The 16,482-nt window shown below is 58.6% G+C and carries 15 protein-coding genes; 9 read left to right on the plus strand and 6 right to left on the minus strand.

Annotation, left to right across the window (positions count from 1 at the left end; all coding sequences use genetic code 11):
* Window positions 1-45 precede the first annotated feature (45 nt).
* Complete coding sequence (locus tag OXR04_RS07230) at window positions 46-279, minus strand: hypothetical protein (RefSeq protein ID WP_141629822.1); 234 nt, start codon at window positions 277-279, stop codon at window positions 46-48.
* 110 nt (window positions 280-389) lie between these two features.
* On the opposite strand from OXR04_RS07230, the gene trxB reads away from it, so the two are divergent.
* From trxB to infA, 5 genes are all read left to right on the plus strand, one after another.
* Window positions 390-1,355 carry a thioredoxin-disulfide reductase gene (trxB, locus tag OXR04_RS07235; protein ID WP_009091134.1) on the plus strand — a complete coding sequence of 322 codons (966 nt, stop codon included), beginning with the start codon at window positions 390-392 and terminating at the stop codon, window positions 1,353-1,355.
* A gap of 144 nt (window positions 1,356-1,499) precedes the next feature.
* Entirely contained in the window at window positions 1,500-3,269 is a 1,770-nt protein-coding gene (gene cydD / locus OXR04_RS07240) for a cysteine/glutathione ABC transporter permease/ATP-binding protein CydD (protein WP_267372435.1), read from the plus strand.
* Window positions 3,269-4,999, plus strand: a complete 1,731-nt coding sequence (gene cydC, locus OXR04_RS07245; RefSeq protein WP_267372437.1) for a cysteine/glutathione ABC transporter ATP-binding protein/permease CydC — start codon at window positions 3,269-3,271, stop codon at window positions 4,997-4,999. Before cydD ends, cydC begins: the two co-directional genes overlap by 1 nt.
* A 33-nt stretch (window positions 5,000-5,032) precedes the next feature.
* Window positions 5,033-5,725: a leucyl/phenylalanyl-tRNA--protein transferase gene (aat, locus tag OXR04_RS07250; RefSeq protein WP_033736359.1), complete on the plus strand. Its 693-nt coding sequence runs from the start codon at window positions 5,033-5,035 to the stop codon at window positions 5,723-5,725.
* Window positions 5,726-6,070: 345 nt separating this feature from the next.
* Entirely contained in the window at window positions 6,071-6,289 is a 219-nt protein-coding gene (gene infA / locus OXR04_RS07255) for a translation initiation factor IF-1 (RefSeq protein ID WP_002211347.1), read from the plus strand.
* An 86-nt stretch (window positions 6,290-6,375) separates the two neighbouring features.
* Here infA and clpA read toward each other — a convergent pair whose 3' ends face one another.
* Together clpA and clpS are read right to left on the minus strand one after the other, a co-directional pair.
* Window positions 6,376-8,652, minus strand: a complete 2,277-nt coding sequence (clpA, locus tag OXR04_RS07260) for an ATP-dependent Clp protease ATP-binding subunit ClpA (RefSeq protein WP_009091142.1) — start codon at window positions 8,650-8,652, stop codon at window positions 6,376-6,378.
* 52 nt (window positions 8,653-8,704) lie between these two features.
* Window positions 8,705-9,025, minus strand: coding sequence for an ATP-dependent Clp protease adapter ClpS (gene clpS / locus OXR04_RS07265; protein WP_003849318.1), 321 nt, complete (start codon window positions 9,023-9,025; stop codon window positions 8,705-8,707).
* Window positions 9,026-9,341: 316 nt separating this feature from the next.
* On the opposite strand from clpS, the gene cspD reads away from it, so the two are divergent.
* Window positions 9,342-9,563: a cold shock-like protein CspD gene (gene cspD / locus OXR04_RS07270; RefSeq protein ID WP_009091144.1), complete on the plus strand. Its 222-nt coding sequence runs from the start codon at window positions 9,342-9,344 to the stop codon at window positions 9,561-9,563.
* A gap of 71 nt (window positions 9,564-9,634) precedes the next feature.
* Here the strand turns inward: cspD and OXR04_RS07275 are convergent, their stop codons facing one another.
* On the minus strand, window positions 9,635-11,272 hold the full coding sequence (locus tag OXR04_RS07275; protein WP_267372466.1) for an ATP-dependent endonuclease: 1,638 nt from the start codon (window positions 11,270-11,272) through the stop codon (window positions 9,635-9,637).
* Between the two features lie 132 nt (window positions 11,273-11,404).
* On the opposite strand from OXR04_RS07275, the gene OXR04_RS07280 reads away from it, so the two are divergent.
* The 3 genes from OXR04_RS07280 to ltaE all read left to right on the plus strand — a co-directional run bounded on the left by OXR04_RS07280 (window position 11,405) and on the right by ltaE (window position 15,318).
* Window positions 11,405-12,304: a lysine exporter LysO family protein gene (locus OXR04_RS07280; protein ID WP_140028285.1), complete on the plus strand. Its 900-nt coding sequence runs from the start codon at window positions 11,405-11,407 to the stop codon at window positions 12,302-12,304.
* Window positions 12,305-12,523: 219 nt separating this feature from the next.
* Entirely contained in the window at window positions 12,524-14,245 is a 1,722-nt protein-coding gene (gene poxB, locus OXR04_RS07285) for a ubiquinone-dependent pyruvate dehydrogenase (RefSeq protein ID WP_150029741.1), read from the plus strand.
* A 71-nt stretch (window positions 14,246-14,316) separates the two neighbouring features.
* Entirely contained in the window at window positions 14,317-15,318 is a 1,002-nt protein-coding gene (gene ltaE / locus OXR04_RS07290; protein ID WP_267372467.1) for a low-specificity L-threonine aldolase, read from the plus strand.
* Window positions 15,319-15,321: 3 nt separating this feature from the next.
* On the opposite strand, the gene OXR04_RS07295 is transcribed toward ltaE, so the two are convergent.
* Window positions 15,322-16,146: an N-acetylmuramoyl-L-alanine amidase gene (locus OXR04_RS07295; RefSeq protein ID WP_267372468.1), complete on the minus strand. Its 825-nt coding sequence runs from the start codon at window positions 16,144-16,146 to the stop codon at window positions 15,322-15,324.
* Window positions 16,143-16,463: a heavy metal-binding domain-containing protein gene (locus tag OXR04_RS07300; protein WP_009091154.1), complete on the minus strand. Its 321-nt coding sequence runs from the start codon at window positions 16,461-16,463 to the stop codon at window positions 16,143-16,145. The genes OXR04_RS07295 and OXR04_RS07300 overlap by 4 nt, the downstream gene beginning before the upstream one ends.
* Window positions 16,464-16,482: the final 19 nt, after the last annotated feature.

Below are 16,482 nucleotides of genomic sequence, written 5' to 3' on the forward strand. Positions count from 1 at the left end.
CCACATCATGCGTCATTATCCATACCAGGCTGCTTTTATTCGGCGTTAAGTGCAAAACAGGCGATGAAAACCTGTTTTGTTCCGATAAATGTTATCCGCTTCTGATAATGTTTTCGCAAAAGCGCAGGCGATTGTCAAAGTAAAATCACCAAATTCAGGACAAGATGCCAGACAGACCGCTGGGTTACTGTTTTTAAATGAGGTTTTTTCAGCTATTGCACCGCTTAAGCGGAGTTTTGCCCCCTTTTGGCGCATTGCACAGGCAAAGTTGCCATTCATCGTCTACGCCACTTGCAGCTATCGTTAACAAAATTGCCTAAACCTTGTCATTGCTGCCGGATATTCCCTACAATCGCAGGCTATGTCAGCCGAATGAAACTGAGGAACGCATGAGTACGGCCAAACACAGTAAGCTACTCATTCTGGGCTCCGGCCCAGCGGGTTATACCGCAGCGGTTTATGCTGCACGCGCCAACCTGAACCCGGTGCTGATCACCGGTCTGGAAAAAGGCGGACAGCTGACCACGACCACTGAAGTGGAGAACTGGCCGGGCGACCCGCACGATCTGACAGGTCCATCACTGATGGAGCGTATGCATGAGCATGCCGAAAAATTCAATACTGAGATCATTTTCGATCACATCCACACCGTTGATCTGCAGAACCGTCCGTTCCGTCTGACCGGCGACAGCGGCGAATACACGGCTGACGCCCTGATCATTGCGACGGGTGCGTCAGCGCGCTACCTGGGTCTGCCTTCCGAAGAGGCGTTCAAAGGCAAAGGCGTCTCTGCCTGCGCCACCTGCGACGGTTTCTTCTACCGCAACCAGAAAGTGGCCGTGATTGGTGGTGGCAATACGGCCGTTGAAGAGGCACTCTACCTGGCGAACATCGCGTCTGAAGTGCATCTGATCCATCGCCGTGACAGCTTCCGTGCAGAGAAGATCCTGATTGATCGTCTGATGGAGAAAGTGCGCAACGGGAATATCGTGCTGCACACGCATCGCACGCTGGAAGAGGTGGTCGGCGACCAGATGGGCGTCACCGGGCTGACCCTGCGCTCGACGCAGAACGAGGAAACCGAATCGCTGGATGTGGCGGGTCTGTTTGTCGCTATCGGCCACAGCCCGAATACCGCAATTTTCGACGGACAGCTGGCGCTGGAAAATGGCTACATTAAAGTGCAGTCCGGGCTGCACGGAAACGCGACGCAGACCAGCATCCCGGGTGTGTTTGCGGCAGGTGATGTGATGGACCACACATACCGCCAGGCGATCACCTCTGCGGGCACCGGTTGTATGGCGGCGTTAGACGCTGAGCGTTTTCTTGATGGATTAGTTAAAAACGATCAGTAAGTTGTTAACCCGCTGATCTCAAATGTTCCAGGCGACGGTTTTTCAGTCGCCTTTTTTATTGCCCTCATGCTAGATTCTGGCGCCAGAAAGGAGGGAAGTGCCTTTCCCTCTCCTCCCCGTCATCGACATTTAGCATGGTCTCGCATGGATAAATCGCGGCAGCAGCATCTCACCCGCTGGCTTCGTCAGCAGCGTCATTTCGGCGGTCGCTGGTTGCGCCTGAATACGCTGCTGGGCACCGTCAGTGCCCTGCTGATTATTGCCCAGGCAGGTTTACTGGCCTCACTGCTTCAGACGCTGATCATCGGGCAACAGCCGCGTGAAACCGTAACGGCCAGCCTGCTGCTGTTGCTGCTCTGCTTTGTGCTGCGCGCCCTGATAAATTATGCCCGTGAACGGACCGGCTATCGTGCCGGGCAGGCGATCCGTCAGGCGTTACGTCAGCAGGTGCTGGACCGGCTCGCCGGGCTGGGTCCGGCGTGGATTCAGGGTAAACCGGCCGGTAGCTGGGCGACCCTGCTGCTGGAACAGATTGAAGAGATGCAGGAGTACTATGCACGCTATCTGCCGCAGATGACGCTGGCAGTGCTGATCCCCTGCTGCATTCTGCTGACAATTTTTCCGCTCAACTGGACCGCGGGTCTGATCCTGTTTGCCACTGCTCCTCTGATCCCACTGTTTATGGCGCTGGTGGGGATGGGCGCCGCTGAAGCCAACCGGCGGAACTTCCTGGTGCTGGCGCGTCTGAGCGGTAACTTCCTGGATCGCCTGCGCGGCCGGGAGACGCTGCGACTCTTCTATCGGGGTGCAGCAGAGCAGCAGGCAGTGGCAGACGCCACCACCGATTTTCGCCAGCGCACCATGGAAGTGCTGCGCCTCGCTTTTCTCTCCTCCGCCGTACTGGAATTTTTTGCCTCCCTGGCGATTGCCGTCGTGGCAGTCTATTTTGGCTTCTCCTATCTGGGCGAATTGCATTTCGGCGACTATGGCCGCGGCGTAACGCTGTTCGCCGGTTTTCTGGTACTGATTCTGGCGCCAGAATTTTTTCAGCCACTGCGCGATCTCGGCGCGTTTTATCATGCGAAAGCTCAGGCGGTAGGCGCTGCCGATGCACTCGAAACGTTTATGCAGGCTACGCCAGCCGCCACACCTCAGCAGGGTCAGAGCCCCTTCACGGCCGATCGCTCCCTCTCGCTGACCGCCGACCAGCTGGAAGTCTGCGCCCCGGATGGTCAGGTACTGTGTGGCCCGCTCACGTTTACCATCGCCGCCGGTGAGCAGATTGCGCTGGTCGGTCAGAGCGGGGCTGGCAAAACGGCGCTGATGAACGCCCTGCTCGGCTTCCTGCCTTACCGGGGATCGCTCAGGGCTAACGGGGTTGAATTGCGCGATCTGCAGCGGGCGGACTGGCATCAGCAGCTCAGCTGGGTAGGACAGAACCCTCAGCTACCGGCCGCCACGCTCCGTGACAACATCGTGATGAATGCAGCCTGGGAGGCGGAACGATTTGCCGCGCTGCTGGAGGCGTGCGGAATTAATGAGTTCCTGCCGCGTCTGCCCGACGGCATCGGGACCCGCCCCGGCGAGGGTGGTCAGCTGCTCTCTGTGGGTCAGGCGCAGCGGGTCGCCGTCGCGCGCGCGCTCTACAAAAGGTCGCATTTTTTACTGCTTGATGAACCCGCTGCCAGCCTGGACGCACTCAGCGAACGTCACGTAATGGCAGCGCTGAATCAGGCGGCCTCCCGACAGACCACGCTGATGATTACCCATCAGATTGATACGCTGAGCCGCTGGCAGACCCTCTGGGTTATGGAGGCGGGTAAGCTGGTGCAGCAGGGAGAGTGGCAGGCGCTGTCGCAACAGCCCGGTGCTTTTCGTGAGATGCTGCAACATCGTCAACAGGAGATCCGCTGATGTCCGCCCTGCGCCCCTTTCTTCGTCTCTGGCTCCGCCACCCTTTTCGCCTCGCGCTGGGCATCGTCCTGGCGATTGCGACCCTGCTGGCGAGTATTGGCCTGCTGACCCTGTCTGGCTGGTTTCTGGCCGCCTCATCCGTCGCAGGCGTGGCAGGCCTCTACAGCTTTAACTATATGCTGCCTGCGGCCGGCGTGCGGGGCGCCGCCATTATTCGTACGGCGGCGCGCTATGCGGAACGCCTGGTGAGTCACGATGCGACTTTCCGGGTGCTTCAGCATCTGCGTCTCCACACCTTCAGCCGTCTGATGGCGCTTTCGCCCGGCCAGCTGTTGCGGTTCCGGCAGGCGGATCTGCTCAACCGCTTTGTGGCCGATGTGGACACGCTGGATCATCTCTATCTGCGCGTCATTTCGCCGCTGACCGGTGCCCTGGTGGTCATCGTGGTGGTCACTACGGGCATGAGTTTCATCGACATCGGGCTGGCCCTGACGCTGGGCGGCATCATGCTGGTCACCCTGATCGTGATGCCCGCGCTCTTTTATCGCCTGGGCCGGCCCGCGGGCGTCGCCATTGCGCGTGGCCGCGCCCGCTGGCGCTTACAGCTGATGCAGTGGCTGACGGCGCAGGCAGAACTGACGTTATACGGTGCGTCGCCGGCGTGGCGTCAGCGACTGGATGAGGATGAACAGCAGTGGCAGCAGTCGCAAAGCCAGCAGCAGCGTCTGCAGGCCCTGGCGCAGAGCCTGCTGCTGCTGATTAGCGGCGTGACGGTGACACTTCTGCTCTGGCTTGGGGCTGCAACAGTCAGTCAGCAGCAACTCCCCGGCTTGCTGATTGCGCTGGTCGTGTTTTGCGCGCTGGCAGCCTTTGAGGCGCTGGCTCCGGTCGCGGGCGCCTTTCTGCCGATGTCTCAGGTGACCACCGCGGCTCAGCGGGTCAGTGACATTATCGATCAGTCACCTGCCATCACCTTTCCGGCCCATTCCGCTGCCCGGCCCGGCAGCCTGACCGTCGATATCGATCGGCTCGACTTCAGCTATCCCGATCGGCCAGACCGGGTGCTTGATCAATTTACGCTTAAAGTGGATGCGGGCGAACACATTGCACTGCTCGGGCCCACCGGCTGCGGAAAATCCACCCTGCTGGCGCTGCTGACCCGCGGCTGGAACAGCCAGCAGGGTGATATCCGCCTGAACGATCTGCCGATCGCCGCCTGGTCAGAATCAGCACTGCGCCAGCGCATCAGTGTGGTTACTCAGCGGGTGCATCTTTTCAGTCAGAGCCTGCGCGATAACTTACTGCTGGCCTCTCCCGGCGCCAGTGATGAGCAACTGAATCAGGTGCTGAGCCAGGTTGGCCTGCAGCGCCTGCTGGAGAATCAGGAAGGCTTAAATGCCTGGATGGGCGAAGGCGGCCGGCCGCTTTCCGGTGGTGAACTGCGTCGGCTGGCGCTGGCGCGCGCATTACTGCACGACGGCGATCTCTGGCTGCTGGATGAACCCACCGAAGGGCTGGATGCCACCACCGAACAGCATATTCTCGCCCTGCTGCAGCAGCTGACCGCCGGAAAAACCGTCATTATGATTACCCATCGCCTGAGTGGTCTGGAAAAGATGGATCGCATCTGTGTGATGGACAACGGGACGATTGTCGAGCAGGGCAGCCATTGCGAATTAATCTCAAAAGCGGGTCGCTACTGGCGTTTCCGGCAACGGATTGCGCTATAGTCTTAGCGAAATGCTGATGAGTAACCTATCGCGATGAGACTGATACAACTGTCACGGGAATCTCTGCAATTTCCGCCTCCTGAAATGGCACTGCGTGAGCCGAATGGCCTGCTGGCCATGGGGGGCGACCTCTCCCCTGCCCGGTTACTGAATGCGTATCAGCGCGGCATCTTCCCGTGGTTTTCGTCCGGCGATCCTATCCTGTGGTGGTCACCCGATCCCCGCGCGGTTCTTCTGCCCGAGCAGTTTCATCTCAGCCGCAGCATGAAGCGTTTCCATAACCAGTCGCCCTATCGCGTCACGATGAATGAGGCGTTTGCCGAGGTGATCGAGGGCTGCGCCAGCGGACGCGAAGAAGGCACCTGGATCACGTTTGAAATGAAGCGCGCCTGGCTGCGACTCTATGAGCTGGGCCACGCCCACTCCATTGAGGTGTGGGACGCACATCAGCTGGTGGGGGGCATGTATGGGCTGGCGATGGGACAGATTTTCTGCGGCGAGTCGATGTTCAGCCGCCAGCAGAATGCTTCGAAAACCGCGCTGTTAGTCTTTTGCCAGCATTTCATCCGCCATCAGGGGCGTCTGGTCGATTGCCAGGTGCTTAACCCGCACACCGCCTCGCTGGGCGCGCAGGAGATCCCCCGCAGTGACTATCTGCACTATGTCCAGAACTTTGCCAGCCAGCCAGTCAGCGAAGGCTGCTGGCAGACTCAGACCCTTTTTTAGTCACCCCGAGATGTTTTGCACACATAAAGACGGTTAAGTGGTATAATAGTCGGGTTTGGTATGTCGTCCGCGCTTCGCAATAACGAGCCGGAATTGCCAGGCTGGGAATCTCAACGCACTCTCGGAACTGTTTTCAATCGTGCGCGTGTAACCGGTTGATACAGATTCTTAGCCCGCTAATCCCCCGCAGACGCCACATAAACACCCTAATTTTACCGGATGCCCGCCACTGACGAGCACCCCCGGCAAAGCGTTGGCAAAATCGCCGACGGTTCTTTACATAAATCGTTGAATTGGGCATTATCTTGCCGGTTCAACTGAAAGGTAGTACACCCAGAGGATTCGATGGCCAAAGAAGACAATATTGAAATGCAAGGTACCGTACTGGATACGTTACCTAACACCATGTTCCGCGTAGAACTTGAGAACGGACACGTGGTTACTGCTCATATCTCCGGTAAAATGCGCAAAAACTACATCCGCATCCTGACGGGCGACAAAGTGACCGTTGAGCTGACCCCGTACGACCTGAGCAAAGGCCGCATTGTCTTCCGTAGTCGCTAACAGACATTAATTTCGCCGCCCTTCAGGTTGCAGCGAAAAAAAAGGCCGGATAATTATCCGGCCTTTTTCACATCTGCAGCAGGCGATTAATGCACCGTGCCTTCAGTTTTCCGTTTTTCCGCACTCAGGAAGTGATAGGTCAGTTCACCTTTCTCACGATCCAGCGCCACGGATACCGAGCCACCATCCACCAGCGAACCAAACAGCAGCTCATTGGCTAATGGTTTTTTCAGGCTGTCCTGCACGGTACGCGCCATCGGACGTGCGCCCATCGCCTTGTCGTAACCCTTCTCCGCCAGCCAGTCGCGGGCTTCATCACTGACTTCCAGCGACACGCCTTTGGCATCCAGCTGCGCCTGCAACTCGACAATAAACTTGTCGACCACCTGATGGATCACTTCTGGTGACAGGTGACTGAACCAGATGATGTTGTCGAGACGGTTACGGAACTCTGGCGTAAAGATCTTTTTGATCTCTTCCATTGCGTCGGTGCTGTTGTCCTGATGAATCAGGCCAATCGACTTACGTTCCGTCTCACGCACACCGGCGTTAGTCGTCATGACCAGCACCACGTTGCGGAAGTCCGCTTTGCGTCCGTTGTTATCGGTCAGCATACCGTTGTCCATCACCTGCAGCAGCAGGTTGAACACATCCGGGTGCGCTTTCTCAATCTCATCCAGCAGCACCACCGCATGAGGATGCTTGATAACGGCATCCGTCAGCAGGCCGCCCTGATCAAAGCCGACGTATCCCGGAGGCGCACCAATCAGACGACTGACGGTGTGACGCTCCATATACTCGGACATATCAAAGCGCAGCAGCTCAATACCCAGCGCTTTCGCCAGCTGCACGGTCACTTCTGTCTTGCCGACACCAGTTGGTCCGGCAAACAGGAAGGAACCTACTGGCTTGCGATCCTGACCCAGACCTGCGCGGCTCATTTTGATCGCTTCAGTCAGCGCCTCAATGGCGTTGTCCTGACCAAAGACCAGCATTTTGAGACGGTCGCCCAGATTTTTCAGCGTATCGCGATCAGTTGCAGAGACGCTTTGCTCCGGAATACGGGCAATACGCGCAACCACGGTTTCAATGTCGGAGACATTGATGGTTTTCTTGCGCTTGCTGGCAGGCATCAGGCGCGCACGCGCCCCCGCTTCATCAATGACATCAATCGCCTTGTCAGGCAGATGACGGTCGTTGATATATTTCACCGCCAGCTCCACGGCGGCGCGCACCGCTTTCGCGGTATAACGCACATCGTGATGCGCTTCATACTTGGTTTTCAGTCCATTCAGGATCTGCACGGTCTCATCAACAGATGGCTCCGTGATATCGATCTTCTGGAAACGACGCGCCAGCGCACGATCCTTTTCGAAGATGTTGCTGAACTCCTGATAGGTGGTAGAACCCATCACCCGAATCTTGCCGCTGGAAAGCAGGGGTTTGATCAGGTTGGCCGCATCGACCTGGCCACCGGACGCAGCCCCTGCACCGATGATGGTGTGGATCTCATCGATAAACAGAATGCTGTGTTCGTCCTGCTCCAGCTGCTTCAGCAGCGCTTTGAACCGTTTTTCAAAGTCACCCCGGTATTTGGTGCCAGCTAACAGCGAACCAATATCCAGCGAGTAGATGGTGCACTCTTTCATCACTTCCGGCACGTCGCCCTGCTCGATGCGCCAGGCGAGACCTTCTGCAATGGCGGTTTTACCGACACCGGATTCCCCCACCAGCAGCGGGTTATTTTTACGGCGACGGCACAGCACCTGAATGGTACGTTCCAGCTCTTTATCGCGACCAATCAGTGGATCGATCCCACCGACGCGAGCAAGCTGATTAAGATTGGTGGTGAAGTTTTCCATACGCTCCTCCCCGCCTGCTTGCTCTTCGTTAACCGGATTTTCTGCGCCTGGCGCCTGGCCCGGCTCATCTTTGCGCGTACCGTGAGAGATGAAATTCACCACATCAAGGCGGCTGACTTCATGTTTGCGTAACAGATAGGCCGCTTGCGACTCCTGCTCGCTGAAAATGGCGACCAGCACATTCGCGCCGGAGACTTCGCTGCGACCGGATGACTGGACATGGAAAACCGCACGCTGCAGAACGCGCTGGAAGCTGAGCGTCGGTTGGGTATCACGCTCCTCTTCGCTGGCGGGCAGCACCGGCGTGGTTTGTTCGATGAAGGCTTCGAGTTCCTGCCTTAGAGCCACAAGGTCCACCGTACAGGCTTCCAGTGCCTCTCTGGCCGACGGGTTACTGAGCAATGCCAGTAACAGATGCTCGACGGTCATAAATTCATGACGGTGCTCACGCGCTCTGGCGAAAGCCATATTTAAACTGAGTTCCAGTTCTTGATTGAGCATTAGGCACCTCCCCCAATTATCGCCCTTACCAGTTTCCTATATGGAGACGTGTTCAGGCTTTTTCCAGCGTACACAGCAACGGATGATGATTTTCCCGCGCATAGTTGTTCACCTGGGCCGCTTTTGTTTCGGCGACTTCTGCAGTAAATACACCACAGATCGCCTTGCCGTGATAGTGAACTTTCAACATCAGCTGCGTTGCACGTTCAACATCATAAGAAAAGAACTTTTGTACAACGTCAATAACAAATTCCATAGGTGTATAATCGTCATTATTCAGAATGACTTTATACATTGAAGGCGGCTTTAACCCTTCGCGTACTTTGTCTTCGGCCAGATGTTCAAAATTAAGCCAGTCGTTTGTGTTTGCCATAGTGTTCCGTTGAGATTTCGCTTTGAGCTTTTACGTCGCTACATCCTGAGAGTTTAACATGTCTGTCAAGCCGCTGGCCGCTGCTGAAAATTTATTCAGAAATTTCCTCGCGCGACCTGCATCACAAAATTCGCAATAGCGTTAACTGCCTCAAATTTTGATGATTTTTTCCCCACCTGGCCCGGTGGTTTGCTTGACGCCAGCGGCGCTTTCTCTACATTCTACCTGCACAGGCTGATTGAGTTTTAATCAACTCTGACTCACAGCGTCTGAGACCTCACCTACTTATAAAATGTCTTGCGAGGGAAGTAAAAGCATGGAGACGGGCACCGTAAAATGGTTCAATAATTCCAAAGGCTTTGGCTTTATCTGTCCGATCGGAGGCGGCGACGATATTTTTGCGCACTACTCCACCATTCAGATGGAGGGCTACCGAACGCTAAAGGCAGGCCAGCAGGTTCAGTTCGATGTTCATGAAGGTCCGAAAGGCAATCACGCCAGCCTCATCGTCCCCGTTGAGGTGCAGGTTGTGGCCTGACACTTCTCCCCTTGTGAACGGTGGACCCAAATGCCAGCCCGTGCCGCTGGCATTTTCATTTCCAGGGGCATTCAGTCGGCCTGCCCCTGGGCCAGCCGGATAACCCGGGCAAACATCTGCCGCATCAGTGGCGGAATCGCCTCTGGCCCGCGCTCTGCCGCCGATGAGGCTACCGCAATCGCCAGCTCAGGTTTGGAACTGCGGTGAATCGCTTTGGTAATAATACGCCTGGAACTCATCGGAACGTTTAACGGCAGGTGCGCCATCTGATGATAAACCTCCTGGAAGCCGTGCTGATAAAGAAAATTTTCCATATCCAGCGCCGGTAACTGCGTCAGAAAACGCGGCTCCGCGTCACCCGGCTGCAACTGACTGCGCGCCGTGGCGGCATATTTATGCCCCGCCTGATCGCCATCGGTCAGCACATGCCAGGCGATGCCCATACGCCGGGCAAACTTCAGCAGGGGCTTGAGGCCGGACTGCGCAAACTCAATCACTTTGATCCCTTCAGCCGCAAAGTTGTAGCCACACTGCTGCGCCAGCTCATTCATGATCCAGACTTCGGTCTCCCCCTCCACCAGCAGCCAGCAGCGGGCGAACAGCGCCGCAGGACGGTTGACACGGATATGAAAGCCGATACGCCGACTCTCTTCGGCACTCAGTCCTTCCGGACCGATGCGCCAGGCCGCTACGCGCGACAATTCACGCACCAGACGGCAGACATTTTCCACCGGCACCTGCGACAGCAGCTCAGCGGAATTGGTGGTGGCAATTTTCTGCAGCGGCAGCAGCCTCAGCAGGTTCCACGCTACCGAGAGCATAATCGGGTGCAGCCGGGTTTCCGGGTCTTCAATCAGCAGCAGCGGCCGGGCATCGGCGGCAAGAGGCAGATCGCCCCGCGCCGCGATCAGCAGGGTAAAGATCTGCAGCAGGATCAGCTGGCGGCTGCGGGAGTCCGTTCCGGCAATCAGCTGGTTGAGGTGATCCAGCGCCCGCCAGCCCTGCCCGCCGTCGCGCGTCTGCCCATCCCGCGGCCGCGCCGTCTGACCGGTTTCCGGCGTCTGCACCTGAAAGTAGTGCTGCATCAGTTGCTGCATGGTCTTTAGTCCCTGCCGCAGCGCCTCATCGCTGAGCTGCTGTGGATGGCGCGCCAGATCGCGCGCCAGCGACTCCATCCCCGCCAGCAACGGGGTATGCGCAGAATCCAGCGGCGCACTCCCCCGGGTCCGCTTGCTGAAACGCGCATCGCGCAGTCGCAGAACCGGATGACGTTTCAGCAACCGATCGATGGCCCCGGCACAGCCCGGCTCAGGCAACAGCTGACCGTCAGCGTCTGTAAAACGGCGCTGGGTTTCAATACCGCTATCACGCCAGATGGCGCTGACGCGGTAAAAGAGTCTGCGTTGTCCCTGAGCGTCACGCTGCCAGAAGGGAGCGAACAGCTCATCGGCGTCGCGCTCATCGTCGCGAAAGTGAAACCGAACCGACAGACGGCGCATCGGATCGTCCGCCTCGCCCGGGGTAAAGTGAAAATCGGCGGGCGTAAAAATGTGCGCCGGTTGATGCGGCGAAAGCAACAGGCTCAGGGCATCCAGCAGGCTGGATTTGCCCCAGGCGTTCTCACCAATCAACAGGTTGATCCGGGTCAAAGGCAGTGAAAGCTTATTGATGCCGCGGAAACCCCGAATATCGATATGTTCCAGAATCACAGGCGTCCATCCTCAGTTTATAAGAAGCATGGTTGCCGTAAGCCAGCCGGTCAAGCCGCGTTTTCGGGGTTTACTCTGTCACCCTTTTTCGTTAGCTTGTCGCCTCATTTCCCAGGGATGGAACCTGCTGTTATGTACTCCGGACTTCTGATTATTCTGCTGCCGCTGGTGGCGGGCTGGCTGTTACCCTTCCGACAGACTGCGACCCTGCGCCGGGTCAACCAGCTTCTGGGCTGGATGGTTTACGTCATTCTGTTTTTTATGGGCATCAGCCTGGCCTTTCTCGACAACCTCAGCAGCAACCTGCTGGCGGTGTTTCACACTGCGCTGGTGGCCGCATTCTGCATCCTGATCTGTAACCTGCTGGCACTGCGCGGACTGGAAAAATATGCCCCCTGGCAGCATGCGCATCGGCAGGAGAAGCTGCCGTCGCGGCTGCATATGGCGCTGGACTCGCTGAAGCTCTGCGGCGTGGTGGTAATCGGTTTTCTGCTCGGCCTGACGCAGTGGCCGCTGCTGCATCACGCCTCGACGGCCAGCGAATATGCCCTGATCTTTCTGCTGTTCCTGGTCGGTATTCAGCTGCGCGGCAGTGGGATGACGCTGCGCCAGATTATCCTGAACCGTCGCGGCCTGCTGGTCGCCAGCGTGGTGCTGGTCAGCGCGCTGGCTGGCGGCGTGATCGCCGCGCTGCTGCTTGGCGTGCCGCTGAAAACCGGTCTGGCGTTGGCCAGCGGCTTTGGCTGGTACTCCCTCTCCGGGATCCTGATGACCGAAGCCTTTGGCCCGGTCATCGGCAGTGCCGCCTTCTTCAACGACCTGGTCCGTGAACTGGTGGCGATCATGCTGATACCGGCGCTGATTGGCCGCCATCGCTCGAGCGCACTGGGCCTGTGCGGCGCCACTTCCATGGACTTTACCCTGCCGGTGCTGCAGCGGGCGGGCGGCAATGAGATTGTCCCGGCGGCCATCGTGCACGGCTTTGTGATGAGCCTGCTGGCCCCGATTCTGATCGCCCTTTTCTCTGCCTGAACCCTGTCTGAAATGCGCAGGTCACCATTTACCTGGCCGCGATAAATAAGCGCAACGCGCAGGGAACAGGGTCAGAAGCGAAAAGTGGCCCGTCCTCTGCACGGCCCCCGGCTCTGCCAGCGCATTTTTTCACGCCTGCTTTTCTGCCGTGTCGTCTACGCTTCTTTTTTCAGTTCTGGTCACGTCATACATCAGGGCGAGCCGACAAAGGAGAAAAGCATGAAACAAACCGTGGCGGCGCTGGTCGCCAAAACGCTGGAAAGCGCGGGCGTAAAACGCATCTGGGGTGTCACCGGGGACTCCCTGAACGGCCTGAGTGACAGCCTTAATCGCATGGGCACCATCGAATGGATGCCGACGCGCCATGAAGAGGTGGCGGCGTTTGCGGCGGGCGCAGAAGCGCACATCAGCGGCGAACTGGCGGTCTGCGCCGGCTCCTGCGGGCCAGGCAATTTACATCTCATCAACGGTCTGTTCGATTGCCACCGCAACCGCGTGCCGGTGCTGGCGATTGCCGCGCACATCCCCTCCAGCGAAATCGGCAGCGGCTATTTTCAGGAAACCCATCCGCAGGAGCTGTTCCGCGAATGCAGTCACTACTGCGAGCTGGTCTCCAATCCGGAGCAGTTACCGCAGGTGCTGGGCATCGCGATGCGTAAAGCGATCCTGAACCGGGGGGTTTCGGTGGTGGTCTTACCCGGCGATATCGCGTTGCAGCCAGCGCCGGAGAGCGCCCGCACCGAGTGGTATCCACCGCAGCTGCCGCAGGTTCTGCCACAGCCTGCCGAACTGGCTCAGTTGGCCCGTACGCTGAACGACGCCAGCGACATTACGCTGCTGTGCGGCAGTGGCTGTGCCGGAGCACATCAGGAAGTGGTCGCGCTGGCCGAAGCGCTGAAAGCCCCTATCGTGCATGCGCTGCGCGGCAAAGAACACCTGGAATATGATAATCCTTATGATGTCGGGATGACCGGTCTGATTGGCTTCTCATCGGGCTTCCACGCCATGATGAACGCCGGGACGCTGGTGCTGCTGGGTACCCAGTTCCCCTATCGCGCTTTCTATCCGGAAAAGGCGCGCATCATCCAGATCGACATCAATCCCGGCAGCCTGGGATCGCATTGTCACGTTGATGAGGCCTATGTCGGTGACGTGAAAACCACCCTGCAGGCGCTGCTGCCGCAGCTGACGCACAAAAACGATCGTACCCATCTCGACAGCGCCGTTAAGCACTATCGTGAGGCGAGGAAAAGTCTGGATGAGCTGGCACAGCCCAATGACAAACAGCCTATCCATCCGCAATATCTGGCGCAGCAGATCAGCCATTACGCCAGCGAGGATGCGATTTTCACCTGTGACGTCGGCACGCCTACCGTCTGGGCGGCGCGCTACCTGAAGATGAACGGCAGACGTCGCCTGCTGGGATCGTTTAACCACGGCTCAATGGCAAACGCCATGCCGCAGGCGCTGGGCGCGCAGTCCATCGATCGGAATCGTCAGGTGGTGGCCCTGTGTGGTGACGGCGGATTCAGCATGCTGATGGGCGATTTTATCTCGCTGGCGCAGCTGAAAATGCCGGTGAAGCTGGTGATTTTCAACAACAGCGTGCTGGGCTTTGTGGCGATGGAGATGAAAGCGGGCGGCTACCTGACCGACGGCACCGAACTGGACAATCCCGACTTTGCCGCCATCGCTCAGGCCTGCGGCATCAAAGGGATCCGGGTGGAGAAAGCGTCAGAACTCAATGGCGCGCTGGAGCAGGCATTTGCTCATGACGGGCCGGTGCTGGTCGATGTCATCACCGCCAAAGAGGAGCTGGCGATGCCGCCGCAGATCAAACTGGAGCAGGCCAAAGGCTTCAGCCTCTACATGCTGCGCGCCATTATGAACGGTCGCGGGGATGAAGTGGTAGAACTGGCGAAAACCAACTGGCTGCGGTAAAACAGGGGTTCCATCCAGGCGGGCGCGATGCCCGCCTTTTTTTTGTCTTCCGCTACGTTCAGGAGCATAAGGTGATCGATTTACGCAGTGATACCGTGACCCGGCCCAGCGCCGCCATGCTGAACGCGATGATGTCTGCCGAAACCGGTGATGATGTCTACCGTGACGATCCGACCGTGAATGCGCTGGAGGCGGAGGCGGCTCGACTCAGCGGCAAAGCCGCCGCGCTCTTTTTTCCGACCGGTACCCAGGCAAACCTGGTGGCGCTGCTGAGCCACTGTGAACGTGGCGATGAATATATCGTGGGTCAGCAGGCGCACAACTACAAATATGAGGCGGGTGGCGCGGCGGTGCTGGGCAGTATTCAGCCCCAGCCGGTGCTGGCCAGTGAGGACGGTACCCTGCCGCTCGACGTGGTGGCGGCCGCTATCAAGCCGGATGATATTCACTTTGCCCGCACCCGTCTGCTGAGTCTGGAGAACACCCATCACGGCAAAGTGCTGCCGCTGGCTTATCTGGAACAGGCCTGGACCTTTACCCGCGCGCATCAGCTGGCGCTGCACATTGATGGCGCACGGATCTTTAATGCGGTGGTGGCGCAGCAGACTACGCTGGCGGCGATTGTCCGCTACTGCGACAGTCTCACTATCTGTCTCTCGAAAGGTCTGGGGACACCGGTGGGGTCCCTGCTGTGCGGCGACACGGCGCTGATTGAGCGCGCACGTCGCTGGCGGAAAATGACCGGCGGCGGCATGCGTCAGGCGGGCATTCTGGCGGCAGCCGGCCTTTACGCGTTAGAACACAACGTGGCGCGGCTCCAGGAGGATCATGACAATGCGGCCTGGCTGGGTGAGCAGTTGCATGAGCTGGGTGTCAACGTCATTGAGCAGCAGACGAACATGCTGTTTGTTGCCGTGCCGGAGGCGCAGGTCAGGCCGCTGGGCGAGTGGATGAAAGCGCGTGGGGTATTAATCAGCGCGGGCACCCGCACCCGTCTGGTCACCCATCTGGATACGGATCGTGCCGCGCTGGAACAGGTGGTCGCACACTGGAAGGCGTTTCTGCAGCAGTAACGGCTACGGCGCCGCGCCATAGCGTTCCAGCAGCGCGGCGGCTATCGCAGCCGTCTCAGCATCGGGCAGCCCACGATAATCCGCGGGCCGGAAATGCATCTGGAAGGCGGCAATCACCTTCTGCTGCTCACGCGCGCTCATCCCGTCACTCACCGGATAGCCGTAGCGGCTTAACAGGGTCAGAACCTGATCCGCGGGCACCGCCGCGTGCGGCGCCTTGCCAGCCAGCCAGAACTGCACCCGACGGCTATCCGGCCAGGCACCGAGTCCGCGCTGCGCCAGCTGTTGCCAGGGAAAGCACGGCCCCGGATCCTGCTTGCGCTGCGGCGCGATATCACTGTGGCCGACGATATTTTCCGGTGGGATCGCGTAACGCCGGGCAATATCCCGCAGCAGCGCCTCCAGCGCCGTCATCTGTGCAACCGTAAAGGGCTGCCATTCGAGACCGGTCGGCGTGCGGCGATAGCCCCGGTTCACCAGTTCAATACCTATCGAGGTGTCATTGATACGGCTGGCCCCGCGCCAGAAGCTGGGCCCGGCGTGCCAGGCCAGCTGCTGCTCCGGCACCAGCTGCCAGATAATCCCTTTCCCGGCGCGCTGTGGCGGCTGACGGGGGATCAGATAGTGTGCGCTGACCTCCCGATCCGTCAGCGTTGCCAGCGACGACGAAAAGTCTTCGGCGGTGTAGTGGATCACGATCACCTTCACCCGTGGGCGCGCACCCTGTGCCGGATGCCGCAGGTCGGCCCAGTAGCCGTCGCGGGATTCTATGCCGGTCTGGCAGCCGGCCAGCAGCAGCGCCGTCAGCAGCAACAGCAGGCGTCTCAACGCAGGATCACCGCCGTGCCGGTGACGCTGACCATCAGCATGCTGCTCTCTTTGCCCACCGTTTCGTAATCAATGTCGATGCCGACCACGGCGTTGGCGCCCAGCGCTTTCGCCTGCGCTTCCAGCTCGTCAAAAGCGATCTCGCGCGCTTTGCGCAGCTCTTTCTCATAAGCACCGGAACGGCCACCGACCACGTCGCGGATCCCGGCAAAAAAATCACGGAAGATGTTGGCACCCAGAATCGCTTCACCGGTGACTACGCCGCAATAGTCGCTGATGCTGTGACCTTCCAGAGTTGGGGTGGTTGAAAATTTCATCGCATTCTCCTTGTTGAAA

The organism is Pantoea sp. GM_Pan_3, assembly GCF_026541045.1.
GTDB lineage: Bacteria > Pseudomonadota > Gammaproteobacteria > Enterobacterales > Enterobacteriaceae > Pantoea > Pantoea anthophila.

Bases quoted from the DNA above. Each gene is read 5' to 3' on its own strand.
- cydD (WP_267372435.1), top strand. From the start codon at position 1,500: ATGGATAAATCGCGGCAGCAGCATCTCACCCGCTGGCTTCGTCAGCAG.
- clpS (WP_003849318.1), bottom strand. From the start codon at position 9,025: ATGGCAAACACAAACGACTGGCTTAATTTTGAACATCTGGCCGAAGAC.
- OXR04_RS07280 (WP_140028285.1), top strand. From the start codon at position 11,405: ATGTACTCCGGACTTCTGATTATTCTGCTGCCGCTGGTGGCGGGCTGG.
- infA (WP_002211347.1), top strand. From the start codon at position 6,071: ATGGCCAAAGAAGACAATATTGAAATGCAAGGTACCGTACTGGATACG.
- aat (WP_033736359.1), top strand. From the start codon at position 5,033: ATGAGACTGATACAACTGTCACGGGAATCTCTGCAATTTCCGCCTCCT.
- clpA (WP_009091142.1), bottom strand. From the start codon at position 8,652: ATGCTCAATCAAGAACTGGAACTCAGTTTAAATATGGCTTTCGCCAGA.
- OXR04_RS07300 (WP_009091154.1), bottom strand. From the start codon at position 16,463: ATGAAATTTTCAACCACCCCAACTCTGGAAGGTCACAGCATCAGCGAC.
- cydC (WP_267372437.1), top strand. From the start codon at position 3,269: ATGTCCGCCCTGCGCCCCTTTCTTCGTCTCTGGCTCCGCCACCCTTTT.
- trxB (WP_009091134.1), top strand. From the start codon at position 390: ATGAGTACGGCCAAACACAGTAAGCTACTCATTCTGGGCTCCGGCCCA.
- poxB (WP_150029741.1), top strand. From the start codon at position 12,524: ATGAAACAAACCGTGGCGGCGCTGGTCGCCAAAACGCTGGAAAGCGCG.
- OXR04_RS07230 (WP_141629822.1), bottom strand. From the start codon at position 279: ATGAATGGCAACTTTGCCTGTGCAATGCGCCAAAAGGGGGCAAAACTC.
- cspD (WP_009091144.1), top strand. From the start codon at position 9,342: ATGGAGACGGGCACCGTAAAATGGTTCAATAATTCCAAAGGCTTTGGC.